We start from the raw sequence: 14633 nt of genomic DNA, 5'->3' as shown, positions 1-14633 counted from the left end.
GCGGAGCGTCCGCAACGGCGTGCCCATGCGAGCATGGGCACGATAGTGTTTCCCTCAACTGGCCGCCGCAATCAACCCGCGCCGTTCCAGCGCCACTTGCGTCCCCTCTGGACTCATCCGCACCAGGTTCACCGGGATGGATTTGGCCGCAGGGGTGTTGCCGTGTTTATCCCGATTGGCCAGTGGCAGCAGGCCGTTGGTTTCCGGGTAGTACGCTGCGCAGCAACCCTGCGGCACGTCGTAGGGTATGACTTTGAAACCCGCTGCACGCCGCGCCGTGGTGGGGTCGAGCGCCGTCTGAAACTCGATGTAATCCCCGGCCTTGAGCCCCAGGCGTTCGATGTCCTGCGGGTTGAGCATCACTACCATGCGGTCGCCAAAGATGTCCCGATAACGGTCATCGTTGGAATAAACCGTGGTATTGAACTGGTCATGGCTGCGGATCGTCATCAACTGCAAATGCTCCGCTCCCGGTGGCGTATCGTCTTCGTCGTAGACGCCTTCGGGAAAGAGGAAGTTGGCCTTGCCCGACTCGGTGTCCCACTTGCGCTCACTGGCGGCATTGGGCAAACGGAAACCTCCGGGTTCAAGGATGCGCTGATTGAAATCGTAAAACTGCTCAGGCAGTACTTCTTCGATCTTGTCGCGAATCCTGGCGTAGTCGCCCACATAGCTGTCCCAGTCCACCTTGGGATTGGGCGCAAGCGTCGCTTTGGCGATACCGGCGATGATGGCGACTTCGGAAATCAGATGTTTTGACGCAGGCTCAAGCATACCGGTCGAGCCGTGCACCATCGACATAGAGTCCTCCACCGTAATGGTTTGCGCCACACCGTTCTGCAGGTCGCGTTCCGAACGCGCCACGCAAGGCAGCAGAAAGGCCTTCTGTCCATGTACCGTCGCACTGCGGTTGAGCTTGGTGTTGACCAGCACCGTCATTTTCAGGCGGCTGACGGTCGGGCAGATCACATCAGTGTCCGGAATGGCGCGGAAGAAATTGCCGCCCATGGAAATGAGTGCTTCCACCTCGCCACGCAACAGGGCTTCGCAGGTCTGTGCCACGGCATGGCCTTTTTTTCTGGACGCCTCGAAACCGAACACCTTGCTCATGCTGGCCAGAAACGGTTCGCCGGCCTTTTCATAGATGCCCATCGTCCTGTCGCCCTGCACGTTGGAGTGTCCACGTACCGGGCAAGCCCCCGCACCGAGCTTGCCGATGTTGCCGCGCAACAGCAGCAGGTTGATGATCTGCTGCATCGCATCACCGCCACGCTTGTGCTGAGTGACGCCCATCCCCCAGCAGCAGATGACCCCCTTCGAGCGCTTATAAACCGTAGCCACCTCTTCGATGGCCTGACGCGTCAGACCTGAATGGCGCTCGATGATTTCCCACGGCAACTGTCGGCAATAGTCAGCGTACTGCTCAAAGCCATGGGTGTGTTCTTCAATGAATGCCACATCAAGGACACGCGGCAGGTTTTCACGCTGCGCCACGTCATCGGCTTCGATCACGGCCTTGCAAACGCCTTGCAGGGCGATCATGTCGCCGCCGATCCTGACCTGATGGTACTGCGAGCTGATTTCCACCCCATGCAGACTGAGCATGTCGCGCGGGTCCTGCGGGGCCGCAAAGCGTACCAGCGCCCTTTCCCGCAGAGGGTTGAACGAGATGATGCTGGCACCCCGTTTTGCGGCCGCGTGCAGCTCGGACATCATGCGCGGGCTGTTGGTCCCGGGGTTCTGGCCGATGATGAAAATCGCGTCGGCGTTCTCGAAATCTTCCAGCGTCGTGGTGCCTTTGCCAACCCCGATCGACTCGGGCAGCGCCGCAGTGGTGGTTTCATGGCACATGTTCGAGCAGTCAGGGAAGTTGGCCATGCCGTACAGCCGACCGAACAGCTGATACAGAAAGGCGGCTTCGTTCGACGTGCGCCCGGAGGTGTACAGCTCCAGCTTCCACGGATCGCTCAGGCCGCGCAGCTCTTCGCCGATCTCGGCGAACGCTTCGTCCCAGGTGACGGGCAGGTATTTGTCAGTGGCGGCGTCGTAGCGCATCGGCTCGGTGATACGGCCTTCTGCTTCCAGCTCGTGATCGCTCCAGGTCGCCAGTTCGCTGACCGTATGCCGGGCGAAAAACTCAGGCGTCACGCGTTTTTTGGTCGATTCCCAGGCCAATGCCTTGGCACCGTTCTCGCAGTATTCAAATGTGTGCGGTTTCTTTGGGTCCGGCCAGGAGCAGCTGGGGCAATCGAAGCCGCCAGGCTTGTTCATGGACATCAGCGTGCGGTTGCCCTTGATCAGCACATGCTGGTGCAACAGGTGCTTGTTGACCGCACTGAGTGCCGGCCAGCCACCTGCTGGTGTGCCGTCGGTTTGTGAGCCCTGAAGGGGGACTTTGGATTCAGGCATTGCGTATGTTCTCTCTGGTAACGCCCGTCAAAGGCAAAGCGCGCGTATGTGTGATACGCGCGCTCAGAGAGAATTCGTCCGAGTCGACGAGCGTCGCCGACCAGACAGGTCGGCAAGAGGTTCAGTCAGGGGGCAGGCTGTTCAGGGCCTGTTCAGAAAAAGGTCAACCCCACCTGAAACAGCCGCTCAACTTCCCGGATGCACTTTTTATCCACAAGGAACATGATCACATGGTCACCGGATTCGATAACGGTGATGTCGTGAGCGATAAGCACCTGTTCGTCGCGGATGATCGCACCGATTGCCGTGCCGGTCGGCAGGTTGATGTCCTTGATGGCGCGACCGACCACTTTGCTGGATTTCGGGTCGCCGTGCGCGACGACCTCGATGGCTTCGGCTGCACCGCGCCGCAACGAGTGCACGCTGACGATATCGCCCCGTCGCACATGAGCCAGCAGCGTGCCGATGGTTGCCAGCTGCGGGCTGACCGCCACATCAATCTCACCGCCCTGGACCAGATCGACGTAGGCCGGGTTGTTGATCAGGGTCATCACCTTGCGTGCGCCCAGGCGTTTGGCCAGCAGCGACGACATGATGTTGGCTTCATCGTCGTTGGTCAGCGCCAGGAACAGGTCGGTATTGCTGATGTTTTCTTCCAGCAGCAAATCACGATCCGATGAACTGCCCTGTAGCACCACCGTACTGTCCAGGTGCTCCGATAGATAGCGGCAGCGCGCCGGGTTCACTTCGATAATCTTTACCTGATAGCGGCTTTCAATGGCTTCAGCCAGACGCTCGCCGATGTTGCCACCGCCTGCGATGACGATGCGCTTGTAGTTCTCGTCCAGACGCCTCAGCTCACCCATCACTGCACGAATATCCGCCTTGGCGGCAATGAAGAACACCTCGTCGTCGGCTTCGATGACCGTATCGCCGTGGGGCAGGATCGCCCGGTCGCGCCGATAGATCGCCGCGATACGGGTGTCGACATTGGGCATGTGTGCGCGCAACTGGCGCAGTTGCTGGCCTACCAATGCGCCGCCGTAATAGGCTTTGACCGCGACCAGTTGCGCCTTGCCTTCGGCGAAATCGATGACCTGTAGCGCGCCGGGATACTCGATCAGACGTTTGATGTAGTTGGTGACGACCTGCTCCGGACTGATCAACACGTCGACCGGGATCGCGTTTTTATCGAACAGGCCAGCGCGTGTCAGGTACGCCGCTTCACGGATGCGCGCGATCTTGGTCGGCGTGTGGAACAGCGTGTGGGCCACCTGGCAGGCGATCATGTTGGCTTCGTCGCTGCTGGTCACCGCAACCAGCATGTCGGCGTCGTCCGCACCCGCTTGGCGCAGCACTGCCGGATAGGAGCCCTTGCCCTGCACGGTACGGATGTCCAGGCGGTCGCCCAGATCGCGCAACCGGTCGCCATCGGTGTCGACCACGGTAATGTCGTTGGCTTCGCCCGCCAGATGCTCGGCCAGCGTACCGCCTACCTGACCAGCACCCAGAATGATGATTTTCACCTGCTTACTCCCGCGCCGCCTCGACCTTGATCCGCTATCTTGATCAGTTTGGCGTAGTAGAAACCATCGTGGCCGCCTTGCTGGGCCAGCAACTGGCGACCATGGGCTTGCTTGATACCTGCGGGTGGCTGTCCGGCCTGCCCGGCGATATCCAGTTCTCTGGCCCCGGAGGTGCGGGCCAGAAACGCCTCGATGACTTCGGTATTTTCGGTCGGTAGCGTCGAACAGGTTGCGTACACCAGCATGCCGCCTACTTGCAGCGTAGGCCACAACGCGTCAAGCAGTTCGCCCTGCAGGCTGGCAAGCGCGGCGATGTCATCCAGTTGGCGGGTCAGCTTGATGTCCGGGTGGCGACGGATTACACCCGTCGCCGAGCACGGGGCGTCGAGCAGGATGCGCTGGAACGGCTTGCCGTCCCACCACTGCGCCGTCTCGCGGGCGTCGGCAGCGATCAGCTCGGCGTCCAGCCCCAGACGATCAAGGTTTTCACGCACGCGCACCAGACGCTTGGCTTCCAGATCCACCGCCACCACGCCGTCCAGTTGCGGCTGTACTTCGAGCAAATGGCAGGTCTTGCCGCCCGGCGCGCAGCAGGCATCGAGTACCCGTTGCCCGGGGGCCAGTTCCAGCAGGTCGGCGGCCAGCTGCGCGGCTTCATCCTGCACGCTGATCCAGCCTTCGGCAAAACCGGGCAGCGAGCGCACATCGCACGGCTCGGCGAGGACGATGCCGTCCTGACTGAAGGTGCACGCGCTGGCTTGCAGGCCGGCAGTGTCGAGCAGTTCGAGGTATTGATCGCGACGGTTATGGCGTCGGTTGACGCGCAAAATCATCGGCGGGTGCGCATTGTTGGCAGCGCAGATGGCTTCCCACTGCTCCGGCCACGCTGCTTTCAGGGCTTTTTGCAGCCAGCGCGGGTGGGCGGTGCGCACCACCGGGTCGTGTTCCAGCTCGATCAACAGTGCCTCGCCATCACGTTGCGCATTGCGCAGCACGGCGTTGAGCAAGCCTTTGGCCCACGGCTTTTTCAATTTGTCGGCGCAGCCAACGGTTTCACCAATGGCCGCATGCGCAGGAATCCGGCTGTAAAACAGCTGGTAAAGACCCACCAGCAACAAGGCTTCAACGTCCGCATCAGCGGCCTTGAAGGGCTTTTGCAACAGTTTGGCTGCCAGTGCCGACAGGCGTGGCTGCCAGCGTGCGGTGCCGAACGCCAGATCCTGAGTCAGGCCTCGATCACGCAACTCGACTTTGTCCAGTTGAGCAGGCAACGAACTGTTCAGCGACGCTTTTCCGCTGAGCACGGCAGCCAATGCCTTGGCGGCGGCCAGACGCGGGTTCATTGGCCCAGCACCGTGCCGATGGCGAATTTCTCGCGACGGCTGTTGAACAGATCAGCAAAATTCAGCGGCTTGCCGCCCGGCAGTTGCAGACGTGTCAGGCGCAGGGCGTTCTTGCCGCAGGCGACGATCAGGCCGTCCTTGGTGGCGCTGAGGACAGTTCCTGGTACGCCCTGCCCTTCGGCCAGATCGGCTGTCAGCACTTTCAGGGTTTCTTCGTTCAGCGTGCTGTGGCAGATCGGCCACGGGTTGAAGGCGCGTATCAGGCGTTCCAGCTCATCGGCCGGACGTGTCCAGTCGAGACGCGCCTCATCCTTGTTCAATTTATGAGCGTAATTGGCCAGGCTGTCGTCCTGAACCTCGCCGACCAGCGAACCATCTGCCAGCCCCGCAATGGCCTGCAACACCGCTGGTGGGCCGAGTTCAGCCAGACGGTCATGCAGCGTGCCACCGGTGTCCTGTGCGGTGATCGGGGTGACGGCCTTGAGCAGCATCGGCCCGGTGTCCAGACCTGCTTCCATTTGCATCACGGTCACACCGCTTTCGGCATCGCCGGCCTGCACCGCGCGCTGAATCGGCGCCGCGCCGCGCCAGCGTGGCAGCAGCGACGCATGGCTGTTAATGCAGCCCAGACGCGGGATATCCAGCACCACCTGCGGCAGAATCAAGCCGTAGGCGACCACCACCATCAAATCAGGCTTGAGCGCAGCCAGTTCTGCCTGCGCGTCAGGGGCGCGCAGCGTGGGCGGCTGCATGACCGGGATATCATGCTGCAGTGCCAGTTGCTTGACCGGGCTGGGCATCAGCTTTTGTCCACGACCGGCCGGGCGATCAGGCTGGGTGTACACGGCGACGATCTGGTAAGGGCTGTCGAGCAGGGCCTTGAGGTGTTCGGCGGCAAATTCCGGGGTGCCGGCGAAGACGATGCGCAGTGGCTCAGTCATGGGCTTCTCGTTCTAAAAAAACAAAAAGGCCTTGTGCAGGCCTTTTGGAGGGACGAAGGATCAAGCGTTCAGCTTGTGCTGTTTCTCGAGTTTTTTCTTGATCCGGTCGCGCTTGAGGTTAGAGAGGTAATCAACGAACAGCTTGCCGTTCAGGTGATCGCACTCATGCTGGATACAGATGGCGAGCAGGCCTTCGGCAACCATTTCGTAAGGCTTGCCGTCACGGTCCAGCGCCTTGACGCGGACCTTTTGCGGGCGGTCGACGTTTTCGTAGAAACCGGGTACCGACAGGCAGCCTTCCTGGTACTGATCCATTTCATCGGTCAGTTTTTCGATTTCAGGATTGATGAAGACCATCGGTTCGCTGCGGTCTTCGCTCAGGTCCATGACAACCACACGCTTGTGGACATTGACCTGCGTGGCAGCCAACCCGATGCCGGGCGCTTCGTACATGGTTTCAAACATGTCGTCGACCAACTGGCGAATGCCTTCGTCTACCATCGCCACAGGTTTGGCGATGGTGCGCAGGCGCGAATCGGGAAATTCGAGGATGTTTAGAATGGCCATATACGTAAGAGCTGCACTGTTAAGGTAAAGTCAGTGTCGGGTGCCGGGCTCGGGAGTTCAAGGCTGGCAGCCCAGGACAGGACTCTAGGGTTCGCGTGAGGCAACATGATAAAGGGATTCACCGCATGAGGAAATCACTACTCGCCCTGCTGCTGTTGACCGCCAGCGGTCTTGCTCAGGCGCAAGTGCAACTCAGGGAAGGCTATCCGCAAAGCTACACCGTTGTCGCCGGGGACACACTCTGGGACATTTCCGGCAAGTTTTTGCGTGAACCGTGGAAATGGCGCGAGATATGGCGGGCCAATCCGCAAGTCCATGATCCCGACCTGATCTACCCCGGTGACACCCTCGCGCTGACCTGGGTCGATGGTCAGCCGCGCGTGACGCTCAACCGCGGCGAGTCGCGTGGCACCATTAAATTGTCACCGCGTGTGCGCAGTACGCCAATGGTCGAGGCCATTCCAAGCATTCCGCTGGGCGCAATCAACGCTTTCCTGATCAGCAATCGCATCGTCGACAATGCCGAGCAGTTCGAAAAGGCCCCCTACATCGTCGCGGGCAATGCCGAGCGCGTGCTCAGCGGCAGTGGTGACCGGGCCTATGCACGGGGCACGCTGGACCCGGCGCACACCGTCTACGGCATTTTCCGACAGGGCAAGACCTACACCGACCCACAGACCAAGGAAGTGCTGGGCATCAACGCGGATGACATCGGCAGCGCTGAGGTGGTTGCCACCGAGGGAGACGTCTCGACCCTGGTTTTGCAGCGCTCTACGCAGGAAGTGCGCCTGGGCGACCGTTTGTTCAGCAGCGAGGAGCGAGCGATCAACTCGACTTTCCTGCCCAGCGCCCCGCAAACGCCGATAGAAGGTTTGATTCTGGATGTCCCACGCGGCGTGACCCAGGTCAGCGTGCTGGATGTGGTCACCCTCAACAAAGGCAAACGTGACGGCCTGGCTGAGGGCAACGTGCTGGCGATCTACAAAACCAGCGAGACAGTGCGTGACCGAATCACCGGTGAACAGGTGAAAATCCCTGACGAACGGTCTGGCCTGCTCATGGTTTTCCGTACGTACGACAAGCTTAGTTACGCCTTGGTCCTGCAAGCCAACCGATCTTTGGCCATCATGGACAAGGTTCGAAATCCTTAAAGGTATGTTTCAGTTCTGCGACGGATTTGTGTGACGAGCCAGACACTTATCAAATTGTTGTCAACAGAGTTATCCACAGGTTTGTGCATCATCTGAGATGCACAATGGATCAGGGACGATCTCATGCCACTGTTCGAAAATGCCCTCTCTTCGCCAGCAGAGCTGGAAGCCCGTCTGCGCATGCATCGCTTGCCCGAGATAGGATCGAAACGCTTTTCCAGGCTGATCGAAGCCTTCGGTTGTGCGTCGTCTGCGCTAAGCGCACCGGCCAGTGCGTGGCGTGCACTGGGCATTCCAGGTGCCTGTGCCGAGGCGCGTCGAGCCCCTTCTGTCAGGGACGGTGCCAGTGCTGCATTGGCCTGGCTGGAGTGTCCGGCCCAGCATTTGCTTATGTGGGACGACCCTTGCTACCCCGCGCTGCTGGCCGAGATCGCCGACCCACCGCCGCTGATCTTCATTGCCGGCGACCCTTCTATCCTTGAGCGTCCGCAGCTCGGAATGGTCGGTAGTCGTCGCGCTTCCAGACCCGGGCTGGACACTGCCAGAGCTTTTGCGCGCAGCCTGGCGGGTGCCGGTTTTGTGATCACCAGCGGTCTGGCGCGCGGCATTGACGGGGCCGCGCATCAGGGCGCACTGGATGTCGGTGGGCATACAATTGGCGTACTGGGCACCGGGCTCGAAAAACTTTATCCACAGCAGCATCGTGCGCTCGCAGCGCAGATGGCGGCGCAAGGTGGCGCGGTGATTTCCGAGTTCCCGCTGGACGCTGAACCACAGCCCAGCAACTTCCCGCGGCGCAACCGAATCATCAGCGGCCTGTCGCTCGGCGTGCTGGTGGTCGAGGCCAGTGTTGCCAGCGGCTCGTTGATTACCGCGCGACTGGCCGCCGAGCATGGGCGAGAGGTGTATGCGATACCGGGTTCGATTCACCACCCGGGTGCCAAGGGCTGCCACCAGTTGATACGCGACGGCGCAACGCTGGTCGAGACCGTTGAGCACATTCTTGAAGGCTTGCAGCACTGGAAGAGCGTTGCGCCCGCTGCACCGCCCGAGACACCTGCCAAACCGGTGCCCTGCGACCATCCACTTCTGGCGCTGCTGCACGCCGCGCCGCATACCAGTGAGGGGTTATCGGTCTCCAGCGGCTGGCCATTGCCCAAGGTATTGGCGGGCCTGACCGAGCTGGAACTGGACGGCAGAATAAGCTGTGAAGCGGGGCGATGGTTCGCCAGAGCGCCCTGAGGTTAAACTGCCGTCAGGATTTAGCGGAGAGACAAACAATGGTCAGCAGTTGGCGTGTGCAACAAGCCGCTCAGAATATTCGAGCCGGTGCGGTGATTGCTTACCCGACCGAGGCAGTCTGGGGCCTGGGGTGTGATCCATGGGATGAAGAAGCGGTTTATCGTTTGCTGGCGATCAAGTCACGGCCAGTGGAAAAAGGCCTGATCCTGATCGCCGACAACATTCGCCAGTTCGACTTTCTGTTTGAAGACTTTCCCGAATTGTGGCTCGACCGCATGGCCAGCACCTGGCCGGGGCCCAATACCTGGCTGGTGCCGCATCAGAACCTGCTGCCCGAGTGGATCACCGGCATTCATGAAACCGTGGCGCTGCGCGTCACCGACCACCCTACGGTGCGCGAACTGTGCGCGTTGGTCGGCCCGTTGATTTCCACATCGGCCAACCCGGCAGGTCGTCCGGCTGCCCGTTCGCGGCTGCGCGTCGAACAGTACTTCCGGGGTCAGATCGACGGTGTGCTGGGCGGCAGCCTGGGCGGCCGCCGAAACCCCAGCGTGATCCGTGATATCGCGACCGGCCAGGTCATGCGCGCTGGCTGACGCTGGCTCAGGGAATCAAAATGGTCGAGCCAGTGGTGCGCCGAGCGGACAGCTCGGTTTGCGCCTTGGCGGCGTCCTTCAAGGCGTACTGCTGAATGTTGTCGACCTTGAGTTTGCCGCTGGCGAGCATGTCGAACAGCTCGTCAGCCATGGCCTGCAGGTTCTGCGCATTGTTCGCGTAGGTGCCCAGCGTCGGGCGGGTGACATACACCGAGCCTTTTTGCGCCAGAATCCCCAGATTCACGCCCGAGACCGGTCCGGACGCATTGCCGAAGCTCACCACCAGCCCGCGTGGTGCCACGCTGTCGAGCGAGGTCAGCCAGGTGTCCTGCCCTACGCCATCGTAGACCACCGGGCACTTCTTGCCGTCGGTGAGTTCCAGCACACGTTTGGCGACGTCTTCGTGGCTGTAGTCGATGGTTTCCCAGGCACCCAGCGCCTTGGCGTGAGCGGCCTTCTCTGGTGAACTGACCGTGCCGATCAGTTTCGCGCCCAATGCCTTGGCCCACTGACAGGCCAATGAGCCGACACCACCAGCCGCCGCATGAAACAGAATGATCTCGCCCGGCTTCACCAGATAGGTCTGGCGCAGCAGGTATTGCACGGTCAGGCCCTTGAGCATCAACGCAGCGGCCTGCTCGAAACTGACCGAGTCCGCCAGCTTCACCAGATTCGCCTCAGGCAGCACATGCAACTCGCTGTACGCGCCCAAAGGCCCGGTGCCGTAGGCAACACGATCACCGACCTTGAAGCGCGTCACCTCATCGCCCACCGCCTCGACCACACCCGCCCCTTCAGCACCGAGCCCTGAAGGCAACTCAGGCGCTGGATACAGCCCGCTACGGTAATAGGTATCAATGAAATTCAGGCCAATGGCCTTGTTGCGCACAACCACCGCCTGCGGCCCCGGAGCCTCCGGCTCGAAATCGACATATTCAAGAACCTCGGGTCCTCCGACAGTGCTGAACTGGATACGCTTTGCCATGTGCTCTCTCCGTGATGGTGACCCAATATCTTATGCGTCAGACAAACAAAAGTAGCACGCTGCGTGGCCGTTAAAACGAAAGCACTGCGTGGCTTTCAGCTTTGGGAGCTTCGAGAAAGGACAGACAGGAAGTCTTCGATCAGCGCATCACCCGTTGCGCTTTTTGATTCCAGGCTCACCATCGATGGAAAGTCCTCATAGGCTAGGAAAAAGGCTTCGCCTCTTATCTGCACGTCCCAGACGCGCACATCCACAGCGTCGGACTTCGAAGTAACGGTGCCTCCCAGCAGGCCGAGGATAATCTCGGCATATCGGGGAAACCCCTCCCAATCGACTTCCGCTGAAAGACTGAGGCACGAATGGCCAGAGTGCATTTTTTCGATAGCCATAGCGTTTAAAATATTTGAATTCGTCATTAGAAAATATCCTCCCCTCCTGCTCGCGTAGCACTGTCTATGATTTGCTCGAAAGTCTTTCCTTTGTTAATCAAGTCGTCAAACGTAGGTCCTATTGGATTTCCGTATTTATTCATGTTCCGAGCATTAATGGTTTCCAGCAGCTCCGGAGGAGTAAATTTACGGTACTCAATTTTAAGGTTCGTTCTCGCTTCATAAGCGTGTTTTGCTATCTCTTCAAGATCCATGCCACTCGCTCTCATGCGATTAATGGTCTTTTTTAGCTCATAAACCGCTCTTACATAGTTTTGCCGAAGTGGTGGCAAATAGCCGAAGTCACCATCTGCTCTAGAATTAACAGTGTCCCACTCAGTTGATTCATTTTTAAAATCATTCTTGCTGTATTGGGTTTTAGGCTGGAAGTCTGGGTGTTTTAATAATTTCTCTATATTTTTTGCTAACTAGTCAGCCAGTTGCTTGTTTGATATCTCTGCCTGAAGTTGAGCGCTACGAGCCATAATGTCATCGGCAGAGCTCTGTAAGCTATTTTTTATTTTCCCTCGCATTACATAAGTCACGATAGCGGTTAGGAGAAGAGTGATAAGCTGCTCTTGCCCGTTGGCTAGTAGTCTAGAGGCCTCGTCAATCCTAGAGTCTCTGCGAGCGGCAGAGCCGCCAGTTGGATCTAAACCGACAGGCGTGCCATACTCTGCGTTCCATGCTAGTGCTAGACCGTCATGCAGCGTTGCCAAGCAGGCGGGCAGCCCCTCATAAAAGTAATCAGCAATTGCGGAGAGTCCCAAGGCCATGAGAATAACGTTGCCAAGCTGAAAGCCAATACCTCCGCCTATAACAACTCCTGCACCTATTCCCGTTCCATACGCTAAAGCACCGATGGAGCCACCTATAATACTGCCAGCCAGTACGCTGCCACCTACGATCATCGTTACTTCTTTCGCAACTTGAAGTAAAACGTTAATTATTTGGTCGATCTCTATTGATGCCCACCGCCGGCTCAAACTTGTTAATATAATGGGGTAAGATAGGCGCAGAGCTTCTTTAACTGCATCGATTCTGTCTGGACCCATATCGCCAAAAACAGACGTAACGCGAAGACTTACTCTCCTAGTGAAGCCGTGCCATTCATCTTGAGTAGAAGTCCATCCACGATCAAAACTTTGGTTGACGGTATCGAAAGTATCTTTTAGTGTTCGCTCTACGTCATCCCAGTCGAGAGTGTCTGCGAATATTCTCATAGATATATTATGTCCCTATTTGTGTAAAATATTTTCGCATCCTTGCCAGATTATGCTCTACATAAATAATTTATGGTGTGGCTGATTTAAAAAGCATATCGGCCTGCAGAATAATTACTTATCCTTCGCAAAACAAGTCCGCAGTGTGCTTGACATCTCAAATTGATGCGAGCCCCCATCGAACGCTTTCGCCCGACCTTCGTCAACTGCCAGTGCGCTCTGCCGATGGTATGCTACGCGCCAGTTTGCCAGCGCCTCTTGTGCTTAGGGGCTCAGCCGTTTGACGTCAACCGTAAGGGATCTTCATGAGTACCCGTACCGAGGCCGTAAAAGCCTACCTGCTCGACCTGCAAGACCGGATCTGCACCGCGCTCGAGCAGGAAGATGGCAACGCACACTTTGTGGAAGATGCCTGGACGCGTCCGGCGGGCGGCGGTGGTCGCACGCGGGTGATCGAGAATGGCGCGGTCATAGAGAAAGGTGGTGTCAATTTTTCCCACGTGTTCGGCAGCAACCTGCCTCCGTCGGCCAGCGCCCATCGGCCTGAGCTAGCCGGGCGTGGTTTCGAGGCGCTGGGCGTGTCGCTGGTTATCCATCCGCACAGCCCGCATGTGCCGACGTCTCACGCCAACGTGCGGTTTTTCATCGCTGAAAAAGAAGGCGAAGAGCCGGTGTGGTGGTTCGGCGGTGGTTTCGACCTGACGCCTTACTATGGCGTTGAAGAAGACTGCGTGCATTGGCACCGGGTCGCAGAACGGGCCTGCGCGCCCTTCGGCGATGATGTTTACCTGCGTTACAAGGCGTGGTGCGACAGCTACTTCCACCTCAAGCACCGCGACGAGCCGCGCGGCATCGGCGGTCTGTTTTTCGATGACGTGAACCAGTGGGATTTCGACACCAGCTTCGCGTTCATCCGCGCCATCGGCGATGCATTCATCAATGCCTATCTGCCGATCGTGCGGCGTCGCAAGGCTGCGGCTTATACCGTGCAGCAGCGCGAATTTCAGGAATTCCGTCGGGGGCGCTACGTCGAGTTCAACCTGGTGTACGACCGCGGCACGCTGTTCGGTCTGCAATCGGGTGGCCGTACCGAATCGATCCTCATGTCGCTGCCGCCGCAAGTACGCTGGGGCTACGACTGGAAAGCCGCGCCGGGCAGCGAAGAAGCGCGCCTGACTGATTACTTCCTGACTGATCGCGACTGGCTGGCGGACAACTGATGGACCGGTACGTCGTCTTTGGTAACCCTATCGGTCACAGCAAGTCGCCGCTGATTCATCGCCTGTTCGCCGAGCAAACCGGGCAGGCGCTGGATTACCAGACTTCGCTGGCACCGCTGGATAATTTCACCGCGTTTGCCCAGGCGTTTTTCCAGACTGGACGTGGTGCCAACGTGACTGTGCCGTTCAAGGAGGAAGCCTATCGCTTGGCCGACAGCCTGACCGAGCGCGGGCAGCGCGCGGGAGCGGTGAACACCTTGAGCAAGCTCGATGACGGTACGCTGCTGGGTGACAACACCGACGGTGCCGGGCTGGTGCGTGACTTGACGGTCAATTGCGGGCGCAGCCTGCGTGGTCAGCGGGTTCTGTTGCTGGGCGCGGGTGGCGCGGTTCGTGGCGCGCTTGAACCCTTGCTGGCGGAGCAACCCGCAGTGCTGGTGATTGCCAATCGCACCGTTGAAAAAGCCGAACGACTGGCTCAGGAATTTGCGGATATTGGCCCTGTGTTTGCCAGCAGCTTCGACTGGCTTGAAGAACCGGTGGATGTGATCATCAATGCCACCTCTGCCAGTCTGGCCGGAGAGCTGCCACCGATTTCCCCGACCCTTGTCCAGCCTGGTGCGACCTTCTGCTACGACATGATGTACAGCAAAGAGCCCACCGCCTTCTGCCGCTGGGCCACTGAACAGGGTGCGGCGCAGTCGGTTGATGGCTTGGGGATGCTGGTTGAGCAGGCGGCAGAAGCTTTCCTGTTGTGGCGCGGTGTACGGCCGGATTCAGCGCCGGTGCTGGCTGAGTTACGCAGGTTGCTGGCGGCGGGTTGAATCACTGGCACGCTAACTGAACGACTATTTTTCCAACGCTCTGCGTTATCCACAAGGTCTTGCTAAGCCCGCAGATTTGGCTTCTGCCCGGAGGGCGTGGGAGCGAACTTGTTCGCGAAGACGGTGTTTCATACGATGAATTTCGGCGATCATACCGGCCCTTTCGCGAACAAGTTCG

14 protein-coding genes are annotated in these 14633 nt (G+C 59.0%); 5 read left to right on the top strand and 9 right to left on the bottom strand.

The features are described from left to right. Positions 1-54: 54 nt before the first annotated feature. The 5 genes from RGM3321_RS22030 to def all read right to left on the bottom strand — a co-directional run bounded on the left by RGM3321_RS22030 (position 55) and on the right by def (position 6786). Positions 55-2409 carry an FdhF/YdeP family oxidoreductase gene (locus tag RGM3321_RS22030; RefSeq protein WP_244394826.1) on the bottom strand — a complete coding sequence of 785 codons (2355 nt, stop codon included), beginning with the start codon at positions 2407-2409 and terminating at the stop codon, positions 55-57. A 152-nt stretch (positions 2410-2561) separates the two neighbouring features. After that, positions 2562-3935: a Trk system potassium transporter TrkA gene (gene trkA, locus RGM3321_RS22025; protein WP_244394825.1), complete on the bottom strand. Its 1374-nt coding sequence runs from the start codon at positions 3933-3935 to the stop codon at positions 2562-2564. Then, positions 3932-5278: a 16S rRNA (cytosine(967)-C(5))-methyltransferase RsmB gene (rsmB, locus tag RGM3321_RS22020; protein WP_244394824.1), complete on the bottom strand. Its 1347-nt coding sequence runs from the start codon at positions 5276-5278 to the stop codon at positions 3932-3934. The genes trkA and rsmB overlap by 4 nt, the downstream gene beginning before the upstream one ends. Further along, positions 5275-6219 carry a methionyl-tRNA formyltransferase gene (gene fmt, locus RGM3321_RS22015; RefSeq protein WP_244394823.1) on the bottom strand — a complete coding sequence of 315 codons (945 nt, stop codon included), beginning with the start codon at positions 6217-6219 and terminating at the stop codon, positions 5275-5277. Before fmt ends, rsmB begins: the two co-directional genes overlap by 4 nt. A 60-nt stretch (positions 6220-6279) precedes the next feature. Further along, positions 6280-6786, bottom strand: a complete 507-nt coding sequence (def, locus tag RGM3321_RS22010) for a peptide deformylase (RefSeq protein WP_058402474.1) — start codon at positions 6784-6786, stop codon at positions 6280-6282. A 125-nt stretch (positions 6787-6911) separates the two neighbouring features. On the opposite strand from def, the gene RGM3321_RS22005 reads away from it, so the two are divergent. The 3 genes from RGM3321_RS22005 (at position 6912) to RGM3321_RS21995 (ending at position 9775) form a co-directional block, all read left to right on the top strand. Continuing rightward, entirely contained in the window at positions 6912-7937 is a 1026-nt protein-coding gene (locus RGM3321_RS22005; RefSeq protein WP_244394822.1) for a LysM peptidoglycan-binding domain-containing protein, read from the top strand. A gap of 123 nt (positions 7938-8060) precedes the next feature. Beyond that, complete coding sequence (gene dprA / locus RGM3321_RS22000) at positions 8061-9179, top strand: DNA-processing protein DprA (RefSeq protein ID WP_244394821.1); 1119 nt, start codon at positions 8061-8063, stop codon at positions 9177-9179. Positions 9180-9217: 38 nt separating this feature from the next. Then, complete coding sequence (locus tag RGM3321_RS21995) at positions 9218-9775, top strand: L-threonylcarbamoyladenylate synthase (protein WP_003379455.1); 558 nt, start codon at positions 9218-9220, stop codon at positions 9773-9775. 7 nt (positions 9776-9782) lie between these two features. Here RGM3321_RS21995 and RGM3321_RS21990 read toward each other — a convergent pair whose 3' ends face one another. The 4 genes from RGM3321_RS21990 to RGM3321_RS21975 form a co-directional block, all read right to left on the bottom strand. Then, complete coding sequence (locus RGM3321_RS21990) at positions 9783-10760, bottom strand: quinone oxidoreductase (RefSeq protein ID WP_244394820.1); 978 nt, start codon at positions 10758-10760, stop codon at positions 9783-9785. 95 nt (positions 10761-10855) lie between these two features. After that, entirely contained in the window at positions 10856-11176 is a 321-nt protein-coding gene (locus RGM3321_RS21985; RefSeq protein WP_244394819.1) for a DUF3630 family protein, read from the bottom strand. Further along, positions 11176-11403, bottom strand: coding sequence for a hypothetical protein (locus tag RGM3321_RS21980; RefSeq protein ID WP_244394818.1), 228 nt, complete (start codon positions 11401-11403; stop codon positions 11176-11178). Before RGM3321_RS21980 ends, RGM3321_RS21985 begins: the two co-directional genes overlap by 1 nt. Before the next feature lie 213 nt (positions 11404-11616). Beyond that, positions 11617-12411, bottom strand: a complete 795-nt coding sequence (locus RGM3321_RS21975; protein ID WP_244394817.1) for a DUF6861 domain-containing protein — start codon at positions 12409-12411, stop codon at positions 11617-11619. A gap of 305 nt (positions 12412-12716) precedes the next feature. Here RGM3321_RS21975 and hemF point away from each other — a divergent pair, with 305 nt between their 5' ends. Both hemF and aroE read left to right on the top strand, forming a co-directional pair. Continuing rightward, positions 12717-13631 carry an oxygen-dependent coproporphyrinogen oxidase gene (hemF, locus tag RGM3321_RS21970; RefSeq protein ID WP_244394816.1) on the top strand — a complete coding sequence of 305 codons (915 nt, stop codon included), beginning with the start codon at positions 12717-12719 and terminating at the stop codon, positions 13629-13631. Further along, a complete protein-coding gene (aroE, locus tag RGM3321_RS21965; RefSeq protein WP_244394815.1) occupies positions 13631-14455 on the top strand; it encodes a shikimate dehydrogenase in 825 nt (274 codons plus the stop codon). Before hemF ends, aroE begins: the two co-directional genes overlap by 1 nt. The last annotated feature ends 178 nt before the right edge of the window (positions 14456-14633 follow it).

Origin of the sequence: Pseudomonas sp. RGM 3321, assembly GCF_022836805.1 — a bacterium.
Taxonomy (GTDB): domain Bacteria; phylum Pseudomonadota; class Gammaproteobacteria; order Pseudomonadales; family Pseudomonadaceae; genus Aquipseudomonas.
This window is presented reverse-complemented; position numbering and strand designations above follow the sequence as displayed.